This window comes from Qingshengfaniella alkalisoli, from assembly GCF_007855645.1.
Taxonomy (GTDB): Bacteria; Pseudomonadota; Alphaproteobacteria; order Rhodobacterales; family Rhodobacteraceae; genus Qingshengfaniella; species Qingshengfaniella alkalisoli.
Genome location: NZ_CP042265.1, coordinates 204,806 through 224,309, shown reverse-complemented (window position 1 = coordinate 224,309; position 19,504 = coordinate 204,806). Strand labels below are relative to the sequence as shown.

The following is a 19,504-nucleotide window of genomic DNA, read 5'->3' as shown; positions in this document are numbered from 1 at the left end:
CCTCATCCCAGCTCCCCGACAATAACAAGTGAGCGATATGTCCGGAGTTATCCTCTTTTTCGTCCTGCTCGCGCTAAGCGCCGCGGGATTTATACTTGGGCGTCGCAAGGCAGCCGGAGTCACGGCAGGTGACGAGCGTCTTATGCACTCCCTCATCAGCTTTCATGGTTGGAACGTCGCTCTTGCCACTCTCCTGGCGGGAATTGTCGTTCTGATCCTTTGGTCGTTTCTGAACTCGTTCCTCGATCTTGAAGTCGGACCTTTTATCGCTCCCGTCCTGTCGCTCGGCGCGGCAGCGTTGGCATTGTTCTGGTCCTATTCACGCATCGACAAGGATTTCCGCGCGCGCAATTCTGTAGAAGCCATGATAAAGGCACTGTTGATTACCGCGTCCTCCATCGCGATTCTGACGACCGTGGGTATCGTCCTATCCATGCTGTTCGAAACGATCCGCTTCTTTCAGCAATACTCCTGGACCGAGTTCTTCTTCGGTGCCAACTGGGCACCAAACTTCCGCGGGGACAGTGATCTCGGCATCCTGCCGCTTCTTTGGGGGACGCTCTATATCAGTCTTATCGCGCTGGCCGTGGCGGTCCCGATCGGCTTGTTTGCTGCCATCTACCTGTCGGAATACGCGAGTTCGAGGGTGCGATCCTTCGCGAAGCCCGCAATTGAGATTCTCGCCGGTATCCCGACAATCGTTTATGGCCTGTTCGCTTTGATCACCGTTGGCCCTTTCCTGCGTGACTACTTCGCGGAACCGTTGGGTTTAGGAAACAGTTCCGCTTCCGTCATGACGGCAGGCCTGGTGATGGGGGTGATGCTGATTCCGTTCGTCTCATCGCTGTCCGACGATATCATCAACGCGGTACCACAGGCGATGCGCGACGGCTCCTATGGGCTTGGGGCCACGCAATCCGAAACGATCCGCCAAGTCGTCGTCCCGGCCGCCCTCCCAGGCATTGTTGGCGCTATACTGCTCGCCGCATCGCGCGCGATCGGTGAAACCATGATTGTTGTCTTGGGGGCCGGCGCAGCTGCCAGGCTGTCACTGAACCCGTTCGAAGCGATGACCACCGTTACGGTAAAGATCGTGTCGCAACTTACTGGTGACACCGACTTCAATTCCCCGGAAACACTGGTCGCCTTTGCGCTGGGAATTACTCTTTTTGTCCTTACGTTGGGCTTGAACGTACTTGCCCTCTACATCGTGCGCAAATACCGGGAGCAGTACGAATGACCGACATGACCGCCCCAGCCTCTTCGCCTTCAAGATCGCATTCCTCTCTTCTGACCCTCGACGAGCGGACCAGGAAGCGGAACGCAGGCGAACGCCGGTTCCGAATGTACGGTGTCGCAGCCGTTGCCACGGGCGTCATCGCCCTTATCCTGTTGCTGATCTCGATCCTGTCCTCGGGCTTGCCATCCTTCACGCAGACTTTCATCAACGCCGAGATTTATCTTGATCCAGAAGCGTTGGATCCTGAAGGCAATCGCGACCCGGACGATATCCGCAAAGTTCTGACTTTCTCGTACCAGCCGCTGATTCAGTCCTCCCTTGCCGAGTTGGCGACCGAGATGCAGGCGGGTCCGGCCCCGGAACTTACGGAGGAAATGCTTGCCGGAATGGTGTCGGAAGAGGCCACCGCCCAGCTGAGGAATTTCGTCATTAGCCACCCCGATGAAATCGGCAATACTGTCGAGTTCGAGTTTCTTGCCAATGCGCGTATTGACCAATACCTCAAGGGCAAGGTGACGATGGCCTCCGCGGAACTCGACAGCCGCGTCGACCCAGCGCAGTTGCGCGCTGCAGACGCGATGGTCGAAAGCGGCCGGATGGAAAAACGGTTCAACTGGGATTTCTTTACCAATGCAGACGCCTCCGAGAACCGCCCTGAGGCAGCAGGCCTTGGCGTCGCGATCATCGGGTCCGCATACATGATGCTGATCGTGCTGTGCCTTGCGCTGCCCATTGGTGTCGCCGCGTCGATCTATCTGGAAGAGTTTGCCAAGAAAAACTGGCTGACTGACGTGATCGAGGTAAATATCTCCAACCTAGCCGCCGTTCCATCGATCGTTTTCGGCATTCTGGGCCTCGCTATCTTCATCAACTACATGGGGCTACCCAACTCTGCGCCGATTGTCGGCGGCTTGGTACTGACGCTGATGACACTCCCGACGATCATCATCTCGACCCGCGCCGCGTTGAAGTCGGTACCCCCATCCATTCGTGACGCAGCGCTTGGCGTCGGTGCCTCCAAAATGCAGACCGTGTTCCATCACGTCCTGCCGCTGGCAATGCCAGGCATCCTGACAGGCACAATCATCGGCCTGGCACAGGCGCTTGGCGAAACGGCACCACTTCTGCTGATCGGGATGGTTGCGTTCGTCAAGGAATACCCTTCGGCGCCACCGGAAGGCTTTTTCGAGCCTGCCACAGGCCTGCCAGTTCAGGTCTACAACTTCACCCAACGCGCCGATCCCGCCTTTGTTGAACGGGCCTCGGGGGCAATTATCGTCTTGCTCATATTCCTGCTGGCCATGAACCTGATCGCGGTAATCCTGCGCCGCCGGTTCGAGCGCCGCTGGTAACAGGAGTCCTCACATGAACGACATGACAACAGTGGAACGCGCCGTGGACGACAAAGACATCAAATTCCGGGCCAGCAATGTGCAGGTCTATTACGGCGACAGTCGCGCCATCAAAGACGTAAGCGTCGAGCTTAAGGAACGCACCGTGACAGCGTTCATCGGTCCGTCAGGCTGCGGAAAATCGACTTTCCTACGCTGCCTGAACCGCATGAACGACACCATCGACATCTGCCGCGTTGAGGGCGACATCCGGCTGGACGATGAAGACATCTACGATTCGAGGGTCGATCCGGTGCAACTTCGCGCCCGTGTCGGGATGGTGTTCCAAAAGCCCAACCCTTTCCCCAAGTCAATCTACGACAACATCGCCTATGGCCCCCGCATTCATGGTCTGGCCACGAACAAGGCGGATCTGGATGTGATCGTCGAGAAATCCCTGCGTCGTGGCGCGATCTGGGACGAGGTGAAGGATCGCCTGCACGCCCCTGGCACTGGCCTGTCGGGCGGTCAGCAGCAACGCCTGTGCATCGCACGCGCCGTTGCGACAGAACCCGAAGTACTGCTCATGGATGAGCCCTGTTCAGCCTTGGATCCGATCGCTACGGCTCAGGTCGAGGAACTGATCGACGAATTGCGCACCGAATACACGGTCATCATCGTGACCCACTCCATGCAGCAAGCTGCGCGGGTCAGTCAAAAGACCGCGTTCTTCCACCTCGGAAACCTGGTCGAATATGACGACACGGACACGATTTTCACGAACCCCAAAGACAGCCGGACGGAGTCCTACATCACCGGTAAAATCGGCTGACGGAGATCGATATGAGCGAACAACACATCATGTCCGCGTTCGACCGCGACCTGCAAACCATTCAGGGTCTGATGGTCAAGATGGGCGCAATGGTCGAAGAGGCCATCCGAACGTCTGTTACCGCGCTGGAAACAAGCGATCTGGAACTGGCTGAAAAGACCCGGCTGGGTGACAAAGCCATCGACGCGCTTGAAGAAGAAATCAAGCATGAGACGGCCCGCGTCATCGCGCTTCGCGCTCCGACGGCGATCGATCTGCGCACAATCCTGTCGGTCATGACGATCGGCGCACAACTGGAACGCTGCGGCGACCTGGCCAAGAATATCGCCAAACGCACACCACTTATCGCAGAGTCAACAGAAATTGCGGGCGCATTCGCGATGCTGCGCAACTTCAGCGGCTTTATCGAAAAAATGGTTTCGGACGCGCTGGACGCCTATATCCAACGCGACGTGGCTGCAGCCGAAGCGATCATCCGTCGCGACGAAGAAGCAGACGAGACCTACAACACCATCTTCCGGTCGCTACTGACTCATATGATGGAGGACCAGAGCACCATCACCGCCTGCATGCATCTGCACTTCATCGCAAAAAACCTTGAACGCATCGGCGATCATGCAACTGGAATAGCGGAACAGACCATCTATCGCGTGTCCGGCGAACTTCCCGATGAAGACCGACCCAAGGTAGATGTGACGGATACCGCCCCTAAGGGCTGATATATCGAATGGCAAGCGAACAACCTAACGTACTGGTCGTTGAGGACGAACCCGCTCAGCGCGAAGTCCTGTCCTACAACCTCGAAGCAGAAGGGTTTCTCGTCCACAAGGCTGAAACCGGGGATGAGGCCCTGCTGCTGATCGAGGAAACCCAGCCCGATGTCATTATCCTTGACTGGATGTTGCCCGGTGTCTCCGGCATCGAAATCTGCCGTCGGATCAAGATGAAACCAGAAACCCGCGCGACGCCGGTGATCATGCTGTCGGCCCGCTCGGAAGAGGTGGACAAGGTTCGCGGACTGGAAACCGGGGCGGACGACTACGTGGTAAAGCCTTATTCCATCATCGAGTTGATGGCGCGCGTAAGAAGCCAACTGCGTCGCAGCCGCCCGGCGACGGTCGGTGAACGGCTGGAATTTAACGGAATAATTCTTGATTCAGAAACTCATAAAGTATCCCGCGACGGTGAGGAGCTTAAGCTCGGACCCACCGAGTTCCGCTTGCTGAGCACCTTCATGGAGAAGCCCGGTCGCGTTTGGAGCCGTGAACAACTCCTGGATCGTGTCTGGGGGCGTGACATCTACGTCGACACGCGGACAGTAGACGTGCATATTGGGCGATTGCGCAAGGCGCTGTGCAGGCATGGCGGGAATGATCCGGTCCGGACGGTTCGCGGGGCAGGATACGCATTGGGATAATCCGGCGGGGTCACGGCGATGCACGAAACTCCGTTCACCGAAACACCGGCACGACTGCTGGTTGTTGATGCAACGGATAGGATGGCCGCGCTCATGCGCAACGCGCATCGTTGGGGGTTTGAGAGCTACTCCGCGAGAAGTACAGACCTAGCGCTAACTGCGATCAGGTGTGACCGCCCGGCGATAATCGGTGTGAACGGCACTGTTCCAGTCCCCGTCGAGAATGCATCGCGCCGTCGGAAAATTCCCGTCACGACTATTGATGAGGCTGACAGCGACCCGTCGGAGGCTCTGCGTCACCTTCGCGCTGTACTCCGCCGCGAACGCCCTGGCGTATTGACGGGCGGATCTGCGCATGGATTTCTCTCGCTCGACAACGGTGCAATGCGGGCTGAAATTCTGGGCAATCCAGTTCCTTTGGGTGTAAGCGAGTTCTGCCTGCTCGGTGCCATGCTGGATGATCCCGACCGCGTCTGGAGCCGTGAGCACCTTCTGCAGCGCGTCTGGGGCGAAGGCGCAACGCATGAACCACGCACTGTCGATGCCTATGTCGCAAGACTACGCCGAGCGCTTGTGCAGCACGGCAATCCCGATCCAATCACAACCGTCCGTGGCAAAGGCTACCGGCTGACCTGAGCCTCCAACCATTCCTGAAACGCCAAGGCCAACGCGTTATCCGTACGTCCTTCGGGCAGCACGGAGTAATACGCGAGATCCGTGTTCATGGGGTTGTCCTGAATAATCGTCAGACGCCCATCGCCTAGTTCTTTTTCGATCAGGTAGCGCGGAATAAGGCCGATCCCCATACCACTCGCCACGGCCTCGATGAGCATAGAGAATTGGCCGAAGCGATGACCTCGATAGGCATTGTCGACCTCCATCTCGTGTACGGCGAACCATTCCGCCCACAGCTTGGGTCGCGTATCGAGATGCAGCAGAGGCAGCTGCGCGAACACGTCGGCGTCAAGGGACGGACCGCCCAAGGCGGCGGCACCAGCAACGGGCACGACGGCTTCACTGCACAAATAGCGACACACGGCTTTGGGCCAGACAGGTTGCCCGTAATGGATGGCTATGTCGAAGCGTTCGGCATCGAAATCAAACGGTGCAACGCGTGCGGCGACACGCAATTGTGTGCCAGGATGTCGTGTCAGGAAGTCGGCCAGGCGCGGGGTAAGCCAACGCTCACCAAATGTTGGTAAGGTCGCGACTGTCAGCACCGCTGACATATCCTGCGCACCCATGGCATGCATGGTCATTTCTTCGATCTGGGCTAGTATTCTCCGCGCTTCAGGCAGCAAACGGTGGCCGTTTTCTGACAAGACAACGCGCTGCCGGACTCTATCAAACAACTGTACGCCGAGGCGGGTCTCCAATTCCTTGACCTGACGGCTGACCGCACTTTGGGTAAGGCTCAACTCTCCGGCCGCTTGTGTGAAGCTGCCATAACGCGCGGCAGCCTCAAATGCTTGCAGCGTGGTTGCATCGGGAAGAAGGCTTCGGCTCAACTTCATGTCGTTTTCGCATCAACTGAATAGAAATCATCGCGTTTACTGTCCCAAGTAATATGCTACGGGCATCAACAAAACCATCGCGAAACGCAACTGCGTTGAAAGGACCCTACATGCCGCAATCTCTCAAGTCAGACGCCCACGAAATTCTTTCCCGTTTCGGGGTCACTGCCACACGCTACACCGACGGCTCCATGGACAGCTTCAGCCCCGTCACCGGTGAGGCCGTTGCATCAGTCACACCCGACACCGCGGATAGCACCGCAACCTCAATCGCAAAGGCGCATGCAGCGTTTTTGGCTTGGCGCACGACGCCCGCCCCCAAGCGCGGCGAGTTGGTGCGGCTGTTCGGAGAAGAGTTGCGCGCCGCCAAGGATGATCTGGGACGCCTCGTGTCCATCGAAGCTGGCAAAAGCCCGTCTGAGGGCGCGGGCGAAGTACAGGAAATGATTGACATCTGCGACTTTGCGGTCGGTCTGTCTCGTCAACTCTACGGTCTGACCATAGCCACGGAACGTCCAGGGCACCGCATGATGGAAACCTGGCATCCCCTCGGTGTGGTGGGCGTGATTTCAGCCTTCAACTTCCCGGTCGCCGTGTGGTCGTGGAACACGGCAATCGCGCTCGTTTGCGGCAACAGCGTGGTGTGGAAACCCTCGGAGAAAACGCCCCTTACCGGGCTGGCCTGCCAAGCCATTCTGGACCGCGCGCTCAAACGCTTCGGTGATGCGCCGGAGAACCTTTCACAGGTGGTAATCGGTGCCGCTGATGTAGGGCAGGCACTGGTCGATAATCCACAGGTCGCGCTAGTGTCCGCGACTGGATCGACCCGGATGGGGCGTATCGTCGGGCCCCGCGTCGCCGAACGTTTCGGTCGCTGCATTCTGGAACTTGGCGGCAACAACGCGGGCATCGTGACGCCGTCTGCCGATCTGGACATGGCGCTGCGTGCCGTCGCGTTCGGGGCGATGGGCACAGCGGGACAGCGTTGCACGACGACACGCCGCCTCTTCGTGCATGCCGATGTATACGACGATCTGGTCCCGCGTCTCAAGAAGGCCTACGCGTCCGTATCCGTCGGCAATCCGCTGACCGAGAACGTTCTGGTTGGACCCTTGATAGACAAAGACGCGTTTGACGGCATGCAGTCGGCGCTGAGCGCCGCGAAAAATGCCGGCGGCACGGTGCATGGCGGCGAGCGGTTGGAAGTGGAAACCGACGCTGCGTTCTACGTGAAACCCGCGATCGTGGAGATGCCGTCGCAAACCGGCCCCGTGGTCGAGGAAACCTTCGCACCAATCCTTTACGTCATGCGCTACACCGATCTGGAGGAAGCTATCGCAGATCATAATGCCGTAGCGGCGGGGCTGTCGTCGGCGATCTTCACGACCGATTTACGTGAGATGGAACAATTCCTGTCCGCTGCCGGGTCCGATTGCGGAATTGCGAACGTCAATATCGGCACGTCAGGCGCAGAAATCGGCGGCGCGTTCGGTGGCGAGAAAGAAACCGGCGGCGGTCGAGAAAGCGGGTCGGATGCATGGAAAGCGTATATGCGCCGTGCCACGAACACGATCAACTATTCGCGCGAACTGCCGCTTGCTCAGGGCGTTGTGTTCGACATCGACTGATCAGAACCGTGCTGCAACGACATGGGCAGCGGCGCTGCCCATGTCAAAGAAGGCCTCTTTTGCACGCGGCCAGCTTTCAAATCGCGGCGGCGACATCTCCACCGGCAGCACATCCTTGTCCCCCGTGATGATCCAGTCTGCAACCGATTTACCGAACAACGTTCCCGGCGCAATGCCTCGGCCACTATACCCATAAATGGACACCGCGTTTTCGCCCATCCGCTCTATACGCGGAAGGTGGTCGCCCGTCATCGCAATGCGACCGCACCATTCGAACTCGAACGGGACATCGCCCAAACGCGGAAACAAAAGACGCAACTTGCGGCGCGCCCAACCATGGTGAACGGCACCGCATGAGCCATCAAGCCGTCCCATCCCCCCAAGTACCAGTCGCCCTTGGGCATCCATCCGGAACGAGCTCATCACCAGTGCCGTATCCCAGCACCCTTCACCGCCTGGAAGCACATCTTTACGCAAAGCATCAGGCAAGGGTCGGGTTGCAAATTGAGAATAGAAAACCGGAGTGAACCGCGCCCGATCAGAAGGTCGCGTCTCATAGGCATTCGTCGCATGAACCAGATGTCGCGCTGCAACACGGTGTTTCCGCGTCTTGACGAGCCAATGGTCGTTTCCGGACGTGATGTCCAAAGCAGGTGTGTGTTGAAAGACCTGCGCGCCTGCCTTGATGGCTGCGCGGGCCAACCCCTTGGCATAGGCAAGCGGTTGAACCGTTCCGGCACGGGGGTCAAGACAAGCTCCGAAGAATGCCTCGCTCCCTGTCCGTGCGCGGGTCTCGTAGCGGTCCAGAATGCGTACCGGCGCGCCGTGCTTCACCAACTGGTCGTGGCGCGATTGCAAGTCACGAACGCCCCGTGGCGCATGCGCCAAATGCAGCGTCCCCCGTTGCGTCGCCTGACAATCAATAGAGTGTTCGTCAATCAGCCCAAACACCAAGTCCGGTGCATTTCCCAGCCGACCAATCAACCGCTCTGCTGGTTGCGCGCCGATGGTTTCCGAGATCTGGTCCGGGGGCGTCCAAAGACCTGCATTCACCAACCCTACATTGCGCCCAGACCCGCCGAACCCAATGGTCCTGGCCTCAAGAAGACAAACAGATGCTCCCGCCTTCGCCAGATGCAGCGCCGCACTTAGCCCTGTGAACCCAGCACCGATGATCACGACATCAGCCGTCAAGTCTTGGGTCAGTTCTGCCGTGCTCACTTGCGCCCCCGAGGAACATTCCCAAAGGTTCAGCGACTCGTTCGTCATGTCTACCTGCCTGCCTGTTTTGCGAGATCCTTGCCGATCTTTGTGGGCTGTTTCAAGACCAGCAGCGATTGACGGAACAATGTGTCTTCGAGACGGGAACTCACACCGCCGTAGATCCTGAAATCCTTGCTGCCGCACCGACATTGCACAAATTTCGTTCACGGCGCGAGCACCCACAGCAGCGTCATGACATTTTTGGCTGCGTCTCAACAGCTTCTGGTTTTCATCTGCGACGGAGTTCCTCAATCATGTTCACATGACTGCTGTATCGCCGACATTTCACCATAAGCTTTCCGAGCTGCTTCGCTTCATCTATCCGGACCACGACGCCGACGCGCTGACAGCGCAGGTGATAGAGGCGTTCTGGCCTGCCGGCACCCATATGCGTAAACGGTCACGCATGCCCGGCAACAACCTTTGGTCGGAACATGACGCGGTGCTGATCACCTATGGCAACTCGATCGTTGACGGTGAGCACAAACCGCTGGACCTACTGCACGACTTTCTGCTGAACAATCTGAAGGGGGTGGTCAACGGCGTCCACATTTTGCCGTTTTTTCCCTACACTTCAGATGACGGGTTTGCGGTCACGGACTACCGGATGGTGAACCCGCAACTCGGCGAATGGACAGATATCAATCGGATCGCTGCGGATTTTCACCTGATGTCGGATCTGGTGCTTAACCATGTTTCGAGCCAAGGCAAATGGTTCAATGACTATCGTCAAGGCAAAGCACCCTATGATCACTTTTTCTTCGAGGCTGCGCCGGATGATGACCTCAGCGCGACCGTCAGGCCCCGGACAACGCCATTGTTACGAAAGGTAGACACCACGTCCGGCCCGCGTCATGTTTGGTGCACCTTCAGCCACGACCAGATAGATCTGAACTTCCGGAACCCCGAAGTCCTAATGGAGATGCTGCGCGTTATCCGGCTGCATATCGACAATGGTGTTCGCACTTTACGTCTGGATGCGGTTGCCTTCATCTGGAAGGAACTCGGGACTCCCTCCATCCACCTTCCGCAAACACACGCCATCGTGCGGCTAATGCGACTGCTTTGCGATTTCACCACCGAGACTATCATTCTGCTGACAGAAACCAATGTGCCCAAGGCAGAAAACCTCAGCTATTTCGGCAACCGGAACGAGGCGCACGCGGTCTACAACTTCCCGCTGCCACCGCTGATCCTGCATGCGATGATGTCCGGCAGCGCACGCTACCTGAACCGATGGCAAAGCGGGATGCCTCCGGCCCAGCTTGGTTGCGCGTATCTGAACTTCACCGCCAGCCATGATGGGATCGGGATGCGACCAGCCGAGGGCGTTTTGCCGCAAGACGAGATCACGAAGATGATCGAGACCGTCCAACAGATTGGTGGTCTAGTGTCGATGCGTACCCTGCCCGATGGGACGCAATCGCCCTACGAACTGAACACCACCTTTTTCGACGCCATGACGCGGACGTTTGAAGATGATGATGATAAAAAGATCGACCGCTTCCTTTGCTCACAAACCATAGTAATGTCGCTGGAAGGTATCCCGGCCTTTTACATCCATTCGCTGCTGGCCACGCCAAACGACCATGAACAGGTCAGGCATCGCGGGATGAGCCGTGCGATCAACCGCCACAAATGGGACTATCCGGCCTTGCTGGAACTACTGGCGGAAGAGCACTCCGACCAATCAATCGTGCTGACCGAGATGTCGCGCAGGATCAAATTGCGCGCGCGGCAGTCCGCATTTCATCCCAACGCCACGCAGTTCACGCTGGCTCTGGACGAGAGGGTCTTCGGCCTATGGCGACAGAGCCTTGACCGCGATCAGTCCATTTTCGCCTTGCACAATGTCAGCGGCGACGAGGTTTTCATCGCACCATGGAGCATAAACCTGATCGAAGATGAGGACTGGATCGACATACTGAACGGCGAAAAAATCGAGGCCACGGACGAGCCTTTCACGCTCTCCCCCTATCAATGCCGCTGGATCACGAACCGCGTCAGGTGAACTCCGACTGATCCGCCAACGCCGCCGCCTTCAGATCGCCCAGAAAGTTGGGATCGGCTGACTGCACGCGGTTCCATGTTGCGATGAAGGGCACCTCATGCGGGTTTTCCAAGAAACTCTGACCGGCCCGCATCAGGTTCTCGGAGAACAGCTCGATGGTCTTTTCTTCCTTGTGCCGGTCGATCTGCAGGCCGTTCGCTTTCGCGTCGTTGTAGTAGGCCTCCAGCATGTCCAGCGCACAGCGGTAGTAGGTCGCCTTCAGCGTTCGGAAAACATGCGATGTGAACACAGTACCATCGGCAGCAAGTTTGCGGAACACTGCCTTGCAGATGTCGGTGGACATGCGGCTTAGCCCGGCATTGGAGTCGTTCTCGCTCAAGTCCTGATGCTTGTGGTCATAGGCATCGGAAATCTCCACTTGGCACACCGCGCGTGGGGCAAGGTTGCGCCACGCCTCCGACAACACGCCGATTTCCAGCCCCCAATCCGAAGGCACGCGCAGATCCGGCAACATGGCAGTACGCATGGCGAATTCGCCCGATAATGGATACCGGAAACTGTGCAGGTAGCTGATGTATTCGCGATCGCCGATGACTTTTTTCAGTGCCACCAGAAGCGGGCTGACAAGCAGACGGGTTACTCTTCCGTTCAGCTTCCCATCGCCAACTCGTGGGTAATAGCCCTTTGCCATCTGGTAGGAGAAATTCGGATTTGCGACCGGATAGACCAGGCGCGCCAACATCTCTTTGTCATAGGTGACAATATCGCAGTCATGCAGCGCCATGATGGCACTGTCAGAGCACGCAATCAGATAGCCCAGGCAGGACCAGACATTCTTCCCTTTGCCCGGCTCCTGCGGTGCCAACCCGATCGTGTCCAGCCGATCACCGAGTTCCAACATTCGCGGGCTGTCGTTCCAGATCACGATATGGTTTTGCGGAAGAATCGAGAAAAATTCGCGCGCGTATCGGTACTGTTCCTCAGTCGCACGATCCAGACCGATGATGATGCGATGCAGATACGGAACCTCGGACAATTCCTTGAGGATGTTACTGAGGGCGGGGCCTTCCAACTCCGAGAACAGGCAAGGCAGGATCAGCGAAATCTTTCGGGTCTGGGCAAAAGTCTCCAACTCGTAATGGAGCTCTTCAACTGACCGTGTGCGCAGATTATGGATGGTCGCGATGTTCCCGTTCTGATGAAAATCGGCCATGTCTGCACTCCTAGGTCAGTTCCAGTTTATACAACAATTCCAGTATGGCGGCGTTCCAACCGGCGGGTCCAGCCAATTTCGTTCGCTGAATGCGCCCGGCCGTTTCGCCATCAAGCTCAGGTAGCTCGGGCGAGTCCGGGTTGGCGACGACAAAGCCGTGGTCTGCCGTTTCCAGCATCTCGACATCATTCGGCGCGTCACCCAGCGCAACTGTGTGACACGGGTCAAACCTGCGGATGAGCGCCAGCATCTGATCCGCCTTGGTTCCGCCGAATGACAATGTAAGAAACCGCCCGCCTGATCGCGCGCTGACGCCGTGCTCTGCAAGAGCATCCAGAAAAGCCTGCCGGTCTTCTTTCTTGCCCGTCCACAGGCCTGGTTCGGAATAACTACGCTGCTTGGCAAGCTTCGCTGCCGGGACCGTCAGGCCAGTTGCTTCCACAAGCTGTTCGGCCGACATATCCCCGAAACCGATGAACTGTGATCGAAGCGTTTCCGGCAGAGCATCCAGCAAACTACGGAGCCGTTGGTAACCCCATTGGTCGTCATCAGGCTGCGCCCGAGCTTCCAGAACACCTGCCCCGTTTTCGACGATTGCAGGCCAACTGCTTAGCCCCATAGCCTCCCGAATAACCGCGATTTCCGCCGCTGTCTTGCTGCTGCTGAGCACGACGCCCGCGCCCAAGTCCCGCAACGCATCCAATGCAGGGCGTGCGGACGAAAAATCATAGCTGTGGTGGTCAATGAGCGTTCCATCAAGATCAGAGAACACAAGGATTGGAATGGTATGTCCTTGCGAGGGCAGCAAATCTTTCGGGACCTCTTCGCCAGCGATAGAAGAACGCCCGGCAATGCCGGGCGTCTCAACTGTCATGGATTATTCTGCGGCTGCTCGTGCTGGAAAGTAGCTTCGAAGAAACTCCCCGAATTCGTCCTGAAGATCAGGACGGGACAGGCCAAACGCGACGGTTGCTTGCAGGAAGCCGGCCTTGGACCCACAATCATAACGTTGCCCATCAAAGCGCAGACCGTAGACACCAGACTTATCGATTTCTTCCGCGATTGCGTCGGTCAACTGGATTTCTCCGCCCGCACCTGTCTTGTGCTTGTCGAGATTATCCATCACGGCGGGGTTCAAGATATAGCGCCCGATCACGGCAAGATTGGACGGAGCGTCCTCTGCCTTGGGCTTTTCGACCATACGCTTGACGCGCGCCAGACGCCCGTCATCTTCAGATACATCCAGAATACCATAGGAAGACGTCTTGTCCTGCGGCACTTCCATCGCAGCGACCATACAGCCACCGGTGTCCTGATAAGCTTCGACCATTTGTTGCAAACAGGGTTTTTCCGCTGCAATCACGTCATCGGGCAGCAGAACCGCAAATGGCTCATCTCCCAACAGTCGGCGACCGCACCAAACCGCATGACCAAGACCTTTTGGCTCGCGTTGGCGCACATAGGCGATGGCACCGCTAGGCATGTCCGATTTCTCCAACTCGGCCAGCAGGTCAGTCTTTCCCTTCTTGTGCAGGGATTCTTCGAGTTGAGGCGCAGAGTCGAAGTAATCTTCCAGAGCCGACTTGCCGCGCGAGGTCACGAAAATAAACTCTTCAATACCCGCAGCACGCGCTTCATCGATCGCGTATTGAATCAGCGGACGGTCTACGAGCGTCATGATTTCCTTCGGGATGGACTTGGTTGCAGGAAGGAATCGTGTTCCCAGCCCCGCAACCGGGAAGATCGCTTTTCTGACTTGTCTCTTCATGTGGCCTTCACCCTTGAGGTCTTCATTTAGCGGTTTGCAGACCTGCTGCACCACTCGCTTCATCTAACACTACCGACGCGCGAATGTTCCGTCACCAGAACAAGAAAACGTAACAGAATTTCCGCGGTTGGCGATCTGTCATGAAATCATTCAGATCTTGTCACAGATGCACATTTTCTAGCCAGCAAGTTTACTCTTCGGAAGTCGCGATGTCACGCAACATTGCCTCAATTTTTGGCACATCTTCGGGGTTGTTCAGTTCCCAGAATTGCCGACCCCGCCCGTTGACCTCGACGCAAAGAATCCGGTGGCCATGTTCCAGAAACCGAAGTTGCTCCAGCCCTTCCAGTTTTTCCAGCGGTCCCGCAGAGAGCCTCGGATACGACGACAGGGCCGAGGGGCGATAGGCGTACACACCGACATGATGGAATACCGGTGTCTCGTCATCGTCGGCGTATTTGATGGATGTGTAAGGCACCACCTCCTTGGAAAAATAGAGCGCCTTTTTACCTGCCGAGAATACCGCTGTCGTGCCGCCGACCCGGCCAGCGCTGCGGTCTTCCAGGAAACCGTTCAGCGCCCGACCATCGCAGCGCAACACGGGCGTAGCGACCTCGGCCTCCGGGTCTGAGCGCAACCCCGCGATCAGATCTTCGACAAACCAATGGGGCGTCAAAGGCGCATCCCCTTGCAAATTGACGATGACCTCCGCGTCGCCGCCGATCTTGTCCAACACTTCGGCGCAGCGCTCAGTCCCGTTCGCACATTCGGGCGACGTCATACAGACTTCTGCCCCGAAATTCTCGGCCTCACTGCGAATCCGGTCGTCATCGGTGGCGACGACGACTCGATCCACCCCTGTGACCCCACATGCCGCATCCCATGACCGTTCAATCAGTGTCTTGTTCGTCCCGTCAGGTGCCTTGAGCCGCACCAAGGGCTTGCCGGGATAACGTGTTGATGCGTAGCGAGCGGGGATAACAATCATTACAGACATGGCAAGTCCTTTCAGGCGCTCTTCAGTTCGACGCCCGGCGCGTAGGCGATGAAGAAGGGGTTTTCATAGCGCTCTTTGCCATAGGTGAAAGGCTCGTGATCATCGAAACGGATCATTTGACCGCCTGCCCCGCGCAACACGGCATCACCAGCCGCAGTATCCCATTCCATCGTACGACCAAGACGAGGATATAGATCAGCTTCACCAGACGCGACGAGACACAGCTTCAGCGACGATCCCGCGCTTTTCATATCAGCCACGTTGTACCGATTGATATAGTCGTCCGTCGCCGCATCCCGATGGCTTTTGGAAGCCACCACGAGCAGTGCCTCATTGTCGGGCGAACGCACCTTCAGTGGTGTCAGAACGCCCGCCTCGTCCTTATCGAAAGGCCCGAGCTCTTCGACCGAATTGCCATCATCCATTGTGTAGAACAGCCGATCCTTCGCAGGAGCATAGACAACACCGCGCACCGGAACTCCGTTTTCCACATAAGCGATGTTGACTGTGAAGTCGCCGCGGCGCTTCACGAACTCCTTGGTGCCATCCAGTGGATCAACAATTAAGAAATTCTCGGCCTGCGACCCATGCGAGGCAGCCTGCTCCTCCGTTACGATCAACGTATCCGGGAAGGCCCCTTTCAGACCCGCGTGAATATGGCGATCTGCGGCTTCGTCAGCCTCGGTCACAGGGCTCTCATCGGATTTGGAACGCACTTCGAAATCATCAGAATTGTAGATATCCATGATGATGTCGCCCGCTTCGAGTGCCAAACGGCGCATCACTTCTTCGAGTTTGTCGAAATCCATTATTTCCCCGCTCTCTACCCGATGCAAATAGTTGTTCTGTGCATTACACCGAACGACACGTATATTGAAAGGGATACGGATCGGTTGGGGGAGGAATAGGCATGCGTCGGCTGTTGATGCTCACCACAGGCTGTTTGATCTTCCTATGTCAGGCTGGCGGAAGCATCGCAGGCCTGCCCGACGAATACCCTGCACTGTTTGATATCACGGACGTTGCTAGTGACGACGAGCTGAACATTCGCGCGGCCCCAAACTCTAGGGCTGACATCATCGGCAGTCTTCCGCCGGACCGAACAGATGTCGAGGTACTCCGGCTTTCCAAGGACCGCAAATGGGCCCGTGTTGGTCTGCCTGAACAATCCGGCTGGGTGGCAGTCCGGTATCTGGCACCCCAACCCGTGCAACCCGACAACATGATTCCTGTCCGCCTTCGTTGCAACGGAACTGAACCCTTCTGGAGCCTGCACATCCCTCGCCACGATCAAGCCGAATTCGAAAGGATGCCCGACCCGACCCAAGGATTTTCAATCGTCTGGCAATCTGCGCCAGCAGGTCGAACAGATCGGGAAATGGCCGCGATCCTGTCAACGATGCAGGTTCGGGCCAAATGTTCCTGAACCGCGAAATGTGCACGGACGGAATGAGCAACCGAGAATACGGGTTTTCCCTGCGCCTGATACTGGAAACTGCCGAGACCCCGACCTTCTACTCCGGTTGCTGCAGTTTACATGGGCCGTAAGTTCAGGTCACCACCCTGAGTGTCAGGTTGAGGCGCCCGCTCTGGTTCAACAGCGGCGAAGTTCCGAACCGAATGCGATCCACCCCGTGATAAGCGAGACGCGCTTCATCCCTGAGCACCACGACATCCCCGGAATGCAGCCACGCCGATTTTGTTCGCCCACCGCGCTCAACACCACCCACACGGAACAGCCCGTCATCCCCCAACGAGATCGACAGAACCGGCTGCGAAAAGTCCGCCTCGTCCTTGTCCTGATGCAACCCCATCCGTGCGCCCTCGCCGTAGAAGTTCACCAGACAACATTCCGGCGGTCGATTCGCTCCGCTCACCTCGTCCCAGACCTTGAGGATTGAGGCAGGAATCGGCGGCCATTCCGTGCCCTGTGGGTGGCGGGACTCGTAGCGGTACCCCTTGCGATCCGTCACCCAGCCAAACGCACCAGCCGACGTCATCCTGACCGACATCGGCCCTCGTCGCGTCATCGGGGCATACAGCGGTGCAAGCCGCGTGATCTGTCGGACATCTTCGAGAATTTGTCTCTGCATCGCCTCATCCAGGAATCCGGGCATCAAAAGCGCGCCGTTCACGTCGAGTCGCTGCACATCCGTTTCATTCTTTGCCATTTTTCAAAACTTACGTCCTATCCATCCGCTTGCAGGGGGAATACCCCCTCCTTATATACGCTCCAAGCTGTCGGGTTCGCCCGGCCAAATTTTAGGGATCGGGGATCGGCGCCGCGACCGGGCCGCCCCCTCAAATCGCCAAGGAAGAAGGTATACACTATGGCAAAAGTCATCGGTATCGACCTGGGAACCACGAACTCCTGCGTCGCAATTATGGACGGCTCGCAAGCCCGCGTTATCGAAAACGCCGAAGGCACGCGCACGACACCATCGATTGTTGCGTTTACCGAAAACGAACGTCTCGTTGGTCAGCCTGCAAAGCGTCAGGCCGTCACCAACCCCGACAACACAGTCTTCGCCGTTAAACGTCTGATCGGCCGCCGTACCACAGATCCGGAAGTCGAAAAGGACAAGAAACTTGTCCCTTACGCCATTATTGACGGCGGCAACGGCGACGCTTGGGTTGAAGCGCGTGGTGAGAAGTATTCGCCGTCCCAAATCTCTGCGTTCATCCTTCAAAAGATGAAGGAAACAGCCGAATCCTATCTCGGCGATGAGGTTACACAGGCTGTGATCACCGTTCCGGCCTATTTCAACGACGCTCAGCGTCAAGCCACGAAAGACGCCGGTAAGATTGCCGGTCTCGAGGTGCTGCGGATCATCAACGAGCCGACAGCTGCCGCGTTGGCTTACGGTCTGGACAAGAAGGAAGCGAAGACGATTGCCGTCTACGACCTTGGCGGCGGCACCTTCGACGTGACCATTCTGGAAATTGACGACGGCCTGTTCGAAGTGAAATCGACCAACGGGGACACGTTCCTCGGCGGCGAAGACTTCGACATGCGGATCGTCAACTATCTAGCCGACGAGTTCAAAAAAGAGCACGGCGTCGATCTGACCAAAGACAAGATGGCCCTGCAGCGTCTGAAGGAAGCCGCTGAAAAAGCGAAGATCGAGCTCAGCTCCTCCAGCCAGACTGAGATCAACCAGCCGTTCATCTCAATGGGGTCCGACGGCGCACCGCTGCATATGGTCATGAAACTGACGCGTGCGAAGCTGGAAAGCCTGGTCGGCGACCTCATCAAGAAGTCAATCAAGCCGTGCCAGGCTGCGCTGAAAGACGCGGGCATCTCAACGGGCGAAATCGACGAGGTCGTCCTGGTCGGCGGTATGACCCGCATGCCCAAGGTTGTAGAAGAAGTAACCAAGTTCTTCGGCAAAGAGCCGCATAAAGGCGTAAACCCGGACGAAGTGGTCGCAATGGGTGCAGCCATTCAGGCCGGCGTTCTGCAGGGTGACGTGAAAGACGTTGTTCTTCTGGACGTTACGCCGCTGTCGCTGGGCATCGAGACGCTGGGCGGTGTTTTTACCCGCCTGATCGACCGTAACACGACGATTCCGACCAAGAAATCGCAAATCTTCTCGACTGCCGAAGACAACCAGAATGCCGTGACCATTCGCGTTTTCCAAGGCGAGCGTGAGATGGCTGCCGACAACAAGATCCTCGGCCAGTTCAATCTGGAAGAGATCCCGCCGGCGCCACGTGGTCTGCCTCAGATTGAAGTGACCTTTGATATCAACGCTGACGGCATCGTATCCGTTGGGGCGAAAGACAAGGGCACGGGTCGCGAACAGAAGATCACCATTCAGGCGTCCGGTGGCCTAACCGACGACGAGATCGATCAAATGGTCCGCGACGCCGAAGCAAACGCAGAGGCCGACAAGGATCGCCGCGAGCTGGTCGAAGCCAAGAATCAGGCCGAAAGCCTGATCCATTCGACCAAAAAGTCGATCGAAGACCATGGCGACAAGGTGGACCCGACCACCGTGGAAGCGATCGAGCTTGCGGTCAGTGCATTGGAAGAAACGCTCGAAGACGGTAACGCCGAGAAAATCAAGTCGGGCATCCAGAATGTGATGGAAGCTTCGATGAAGCTCGGCGAAGCGATCTACAAGTCGCAGCAGGAAGAGGCTGGCGAAGAAGCGCCGGACGAAGACCCTGACGCGCCAAGCAGCGTCGATGACGACATCGTTGACGCCGATTTCGAGGATCTGGACGATAACAAGCGCGCCTCGTAAGCGCGTCTGAGATGCTGAGGTCGGCCTCGCCAGCCGGGGC

18 protein-coding genes are annotated in these 19,504 nt (G+C 57.4%); 10 read left to right on the top strand and 8 right to left on the bottom strand.

Translation table 11 applies throughout. From position 1 onward, the window contains the following. Nucleotides 1–37: 37 nt before the first annotated feature. From pstC to FPZ52_RS17510, 6 genes are read left to right on the top strand one after another with little or no spacing between them, the layout of a single operon-like run. Nucleotides 38–1,240 (top strand): phosphate ABC transporter permease subunit PstC, encoded by a 1,203-nt coding sequence (pstC, locus tag FPZ52_RS17535; RefSeq protein WP_146366894.1) that lies wholly within the window; start codon nt 38–40, stop codon nt 1,238–1,240. Continuing rightward, nucleotides 1,237–2,592 (top strand): phosphate ABC transporter permease PstA, encoded by a 1,356-nt coding sequence (gene pstA / locus FPZ52_RS17530; protein ID WP_146366893.1) that lies wholly within the window; start codon nt 1,237–1,239, stop codon nt 2,590–2,592. The genes pstC and pstA overlap by 4 nt, the downstream gene beginning before the upstream one ends. 22 nt (nt 2,593–2,614) lie before the next feature. After that, on the top strand, nt 2,615–3,403 hold the full coding sequence (pstB, locus tag FPZ52_RS17525) for a phosphate ABC transporter ATP-binding protein PstB (protein WP_240804552.1): 789 nt from the start codon (nt 2,615–2,617) through the stop codon (nt 3,401–3,403). Nucleotides 3,404–3,414: 11 nt separating this feature from the next. Further along, a complete protein-coding gene (gene phoU, locus FPZ52_RS17520) occupies nt 3,415–4,122 on the top strand; it encodes a phosphate signaling complex protein PhoU (RefSeq protein WP_146366891.1) in 708 nt (235 codons plus the stop codon). 8 nt (nt 4,123–4,130) lie between these two features. Beyond that, nucleotides 4,131–4,820 carry a phosphate regulon transcriptional regulator PhoB gene (gene phoB, locus FPZ52_RS17515; RefSeq protein ID WP_146366890.1) on the top strand — a complete coding sequence of 230 codons (690 nt, stop codon included), beginning with the start codon at nt 4,131–4,133 and terminating at the stop codon, nt 4,818–4,820. 18 nt (nt 4,821–4,838) lie between these two features. Beyond that, nucleotides 4,839–5,456, top strand: a complete 618-nt coding sequence (locus FPZ52_RS17510; RefSeq protein WP_146366889.1) for a winged helix-turn-helix transcriptional regulator — start codon at nt 4,839–4,841, stop codon at nt 5,454–5,456. Here the strand turns inward: FPZ52_RS17510 and FPZ52_RS17505 are convergent. Next, nucleotides 5,441–6,334: a LysR family transcriptional regulator gene (locus tag FPZ52_RS17505; RefSeq protein ID WP_146366888.1), complete on the bottom strand. Its 894-nt coding sequence runs from the start codon at nt 6,332–6,334 to the stop codon at nt 5,441–5,443. The genes FPZ52_RS17510 and FPZ52_RS17505 overlap by 16 nt on opposite strands. Nucleotides 6,335–6,444: 110 nt before the next feature. On the opposite strand from FPZ52_RS17505, the gene amaB reads away from it, so the two are divergent. Continuing rightward, nucleotides 6,445–7,962: an L-piperidine-6-carboxylate dehydrogenase gene (gene amaB / locus FPZ52_RS17500; protein ID WP_146366887.1), complete on the top strand. Its 1,518-nt coding sequence runs from the start codon at nt 6,445–6,447 to the stop codon at nt 7,960–7,962. On the opposite strand, the gene FPZ52_RS17495 is transcribed toward amaB, so the two are convergent. Beyond that, the gene (locus tag FPZ52_RS17495; RefSeq protein ID WP_146366886.1) at nt 7,963–9,231 is read right to left on the bottom strand and encodes an NAD(P)/FAD-dependent oxidoreductase; all 1,269 of its coding nucleotides are present in this window, start codon (nt 9,229–9,231) and stop codon (nt 7,963–7,965) included. A gap of 256 nt (nt 9,232–9,487) precedes the next feature. On the opposite strand from FPZ52_RS17495, the gene FPZ52_RS17490 reads away from it, so the two are divergent. Then, nucleotides 9,488–11,236, top strand: coding sequence for a sugar phosphorylase (locus FPZ52_RS17490; RefSeq protein ID WP_146366885.1), 1,749 nt, complete (start codon nt 9,488–9,490; stop codon nt 11,234–11,236). On the opposite strand, the gene FPZ52_RS17485 is transcribed toward FPZ52_RS17490, so the two are convergent. The 5 genes from FPZ52_RS17485 to cysQ all read right to left on the bottom strand — a co-directional run bounded on the left by FPZ52_RS17485 (nt 11,229) and on the right by cysQ (nt 16,023). Further along, complete coding sequence (locus tag FPZ52_RS17485) at nt 11,229–12,449, bottom strand: glycosyltransferase family protein (RefSeq protein ID WP_146366884.1); 1,221 nt, start codon at nt 12,447–12,449, stop codon at nt 11,229–11,231. The two genes, FPZ52_RS17490 and FPZ52_RS17485, sit on opposite strands and share 8 nt — an antisense overlap. Before the next feature lie 10 nt (nt 12,450–12,459). Continuing rightward, a complete protein-coding gene (locus FPZ52_RS17480; RefSeq protein WP_146366883.1) occupies nt 12,460–13,323 on the bottom strand; it encodes an HAD-IIB family hydrolase in 864 nt (287 codons plus the stop codon). Nucleotides 13,324–13,326: 3 nt separating this feature from the next. Next, entirely contained in the window at nt 13,327–14,217 is an 891-nt protein-coding gene (gene galU / locus FPZ52_RS17475; RefSeq protein WP_146366882.1) for a UTP--glucose-1-phosphate uridylyltransferase GalU, read from the bottom strand. A 190-nt stretch (nt 14,218–14,407) separates the two neighbouring features. Further along, nucleotides 14,408–15,214 carry a 3-deoxy-manno-octulosonate cytidylyltransferase gene (locus FPZ52_RS17470; protein WP_146366881.1) on the bottom strand — a complete coding sequence of 269 codons (807 nt, stop codon included), beginning with the start codon at nt 15,212–15,214 and terminating at the stop codon, nt 14,408–14,410. 11 nt (nt 15,215–15,225) lie between these two features. Then, on the bottom strand, nt 15,226–16,023 hold the full coding sequence (gene cysQ / locus FPZ52_RS17465) for a 3'(2'),5'-bisphosphate nucleotidase CysQ (RefSeq protein ID WP_146366880.1): 798 nt from the start codon (nt 16,021–16,023) through the stop codon (nt 15,226–15,228). A 101-nt stretch (nt 16,024–16,124) separates the two neighbouring features. Here cysQ and FPZ52_RS17460 point away from each other — a divergent pair, with 101 nt between their 5' ends. Then, nucleotides 16,125–16,640, top strand: coding sequence for an SH3 domain-containing protein (locus tag FPZ52_RS17460; RefSeq protein ID WP_146366879.1), 516 nt, complete (start codon nt 16,125–16,127; stop codon nt 16,638–16,640). Nucleotides 16,641–16,764: 124 nt separating this feature from the next. On the opposite strand, the gene FPZ52_RS17455 is transcribed toward FPZ52_RS17460, so the two are convergent. Next, nucleotides 16,765–17,385 carry an alpha-ketoglutarate-dependent dioxygenase AlkB gene (locus FPZ52_RS17455; RefSeq protein ID WP_420851736.1) on the bottom strand — a complete coding sequence of 207 codons (621 nt, stop codon included), beginning with the start codon at nt 17,383–17,385 and terminating at the stop codon, nt 16,765–16,767. Nucleotides 17,386–17,544: 159 nt separating this feature from the next. Here FPZ52_RS17455 and dnaK point away from each other — a divergent pair, with 159 nt between their 5' ends. Continuing rightward, the gene (dnaK, locus tag FPZ52_RS17450; protein WP_146366878.1) at nt 17,545–19,464 is read left to right on the top strand and encodes a molecular chaperone DnaK; all 1,920 of its coding nucleotides are present in this window, start codon (nt 17,545–17,547) and stop codon (nt 19,462–19,464) included. Nucleotides 19,465–19,504 lie beyond the last annotated feature (40 nt).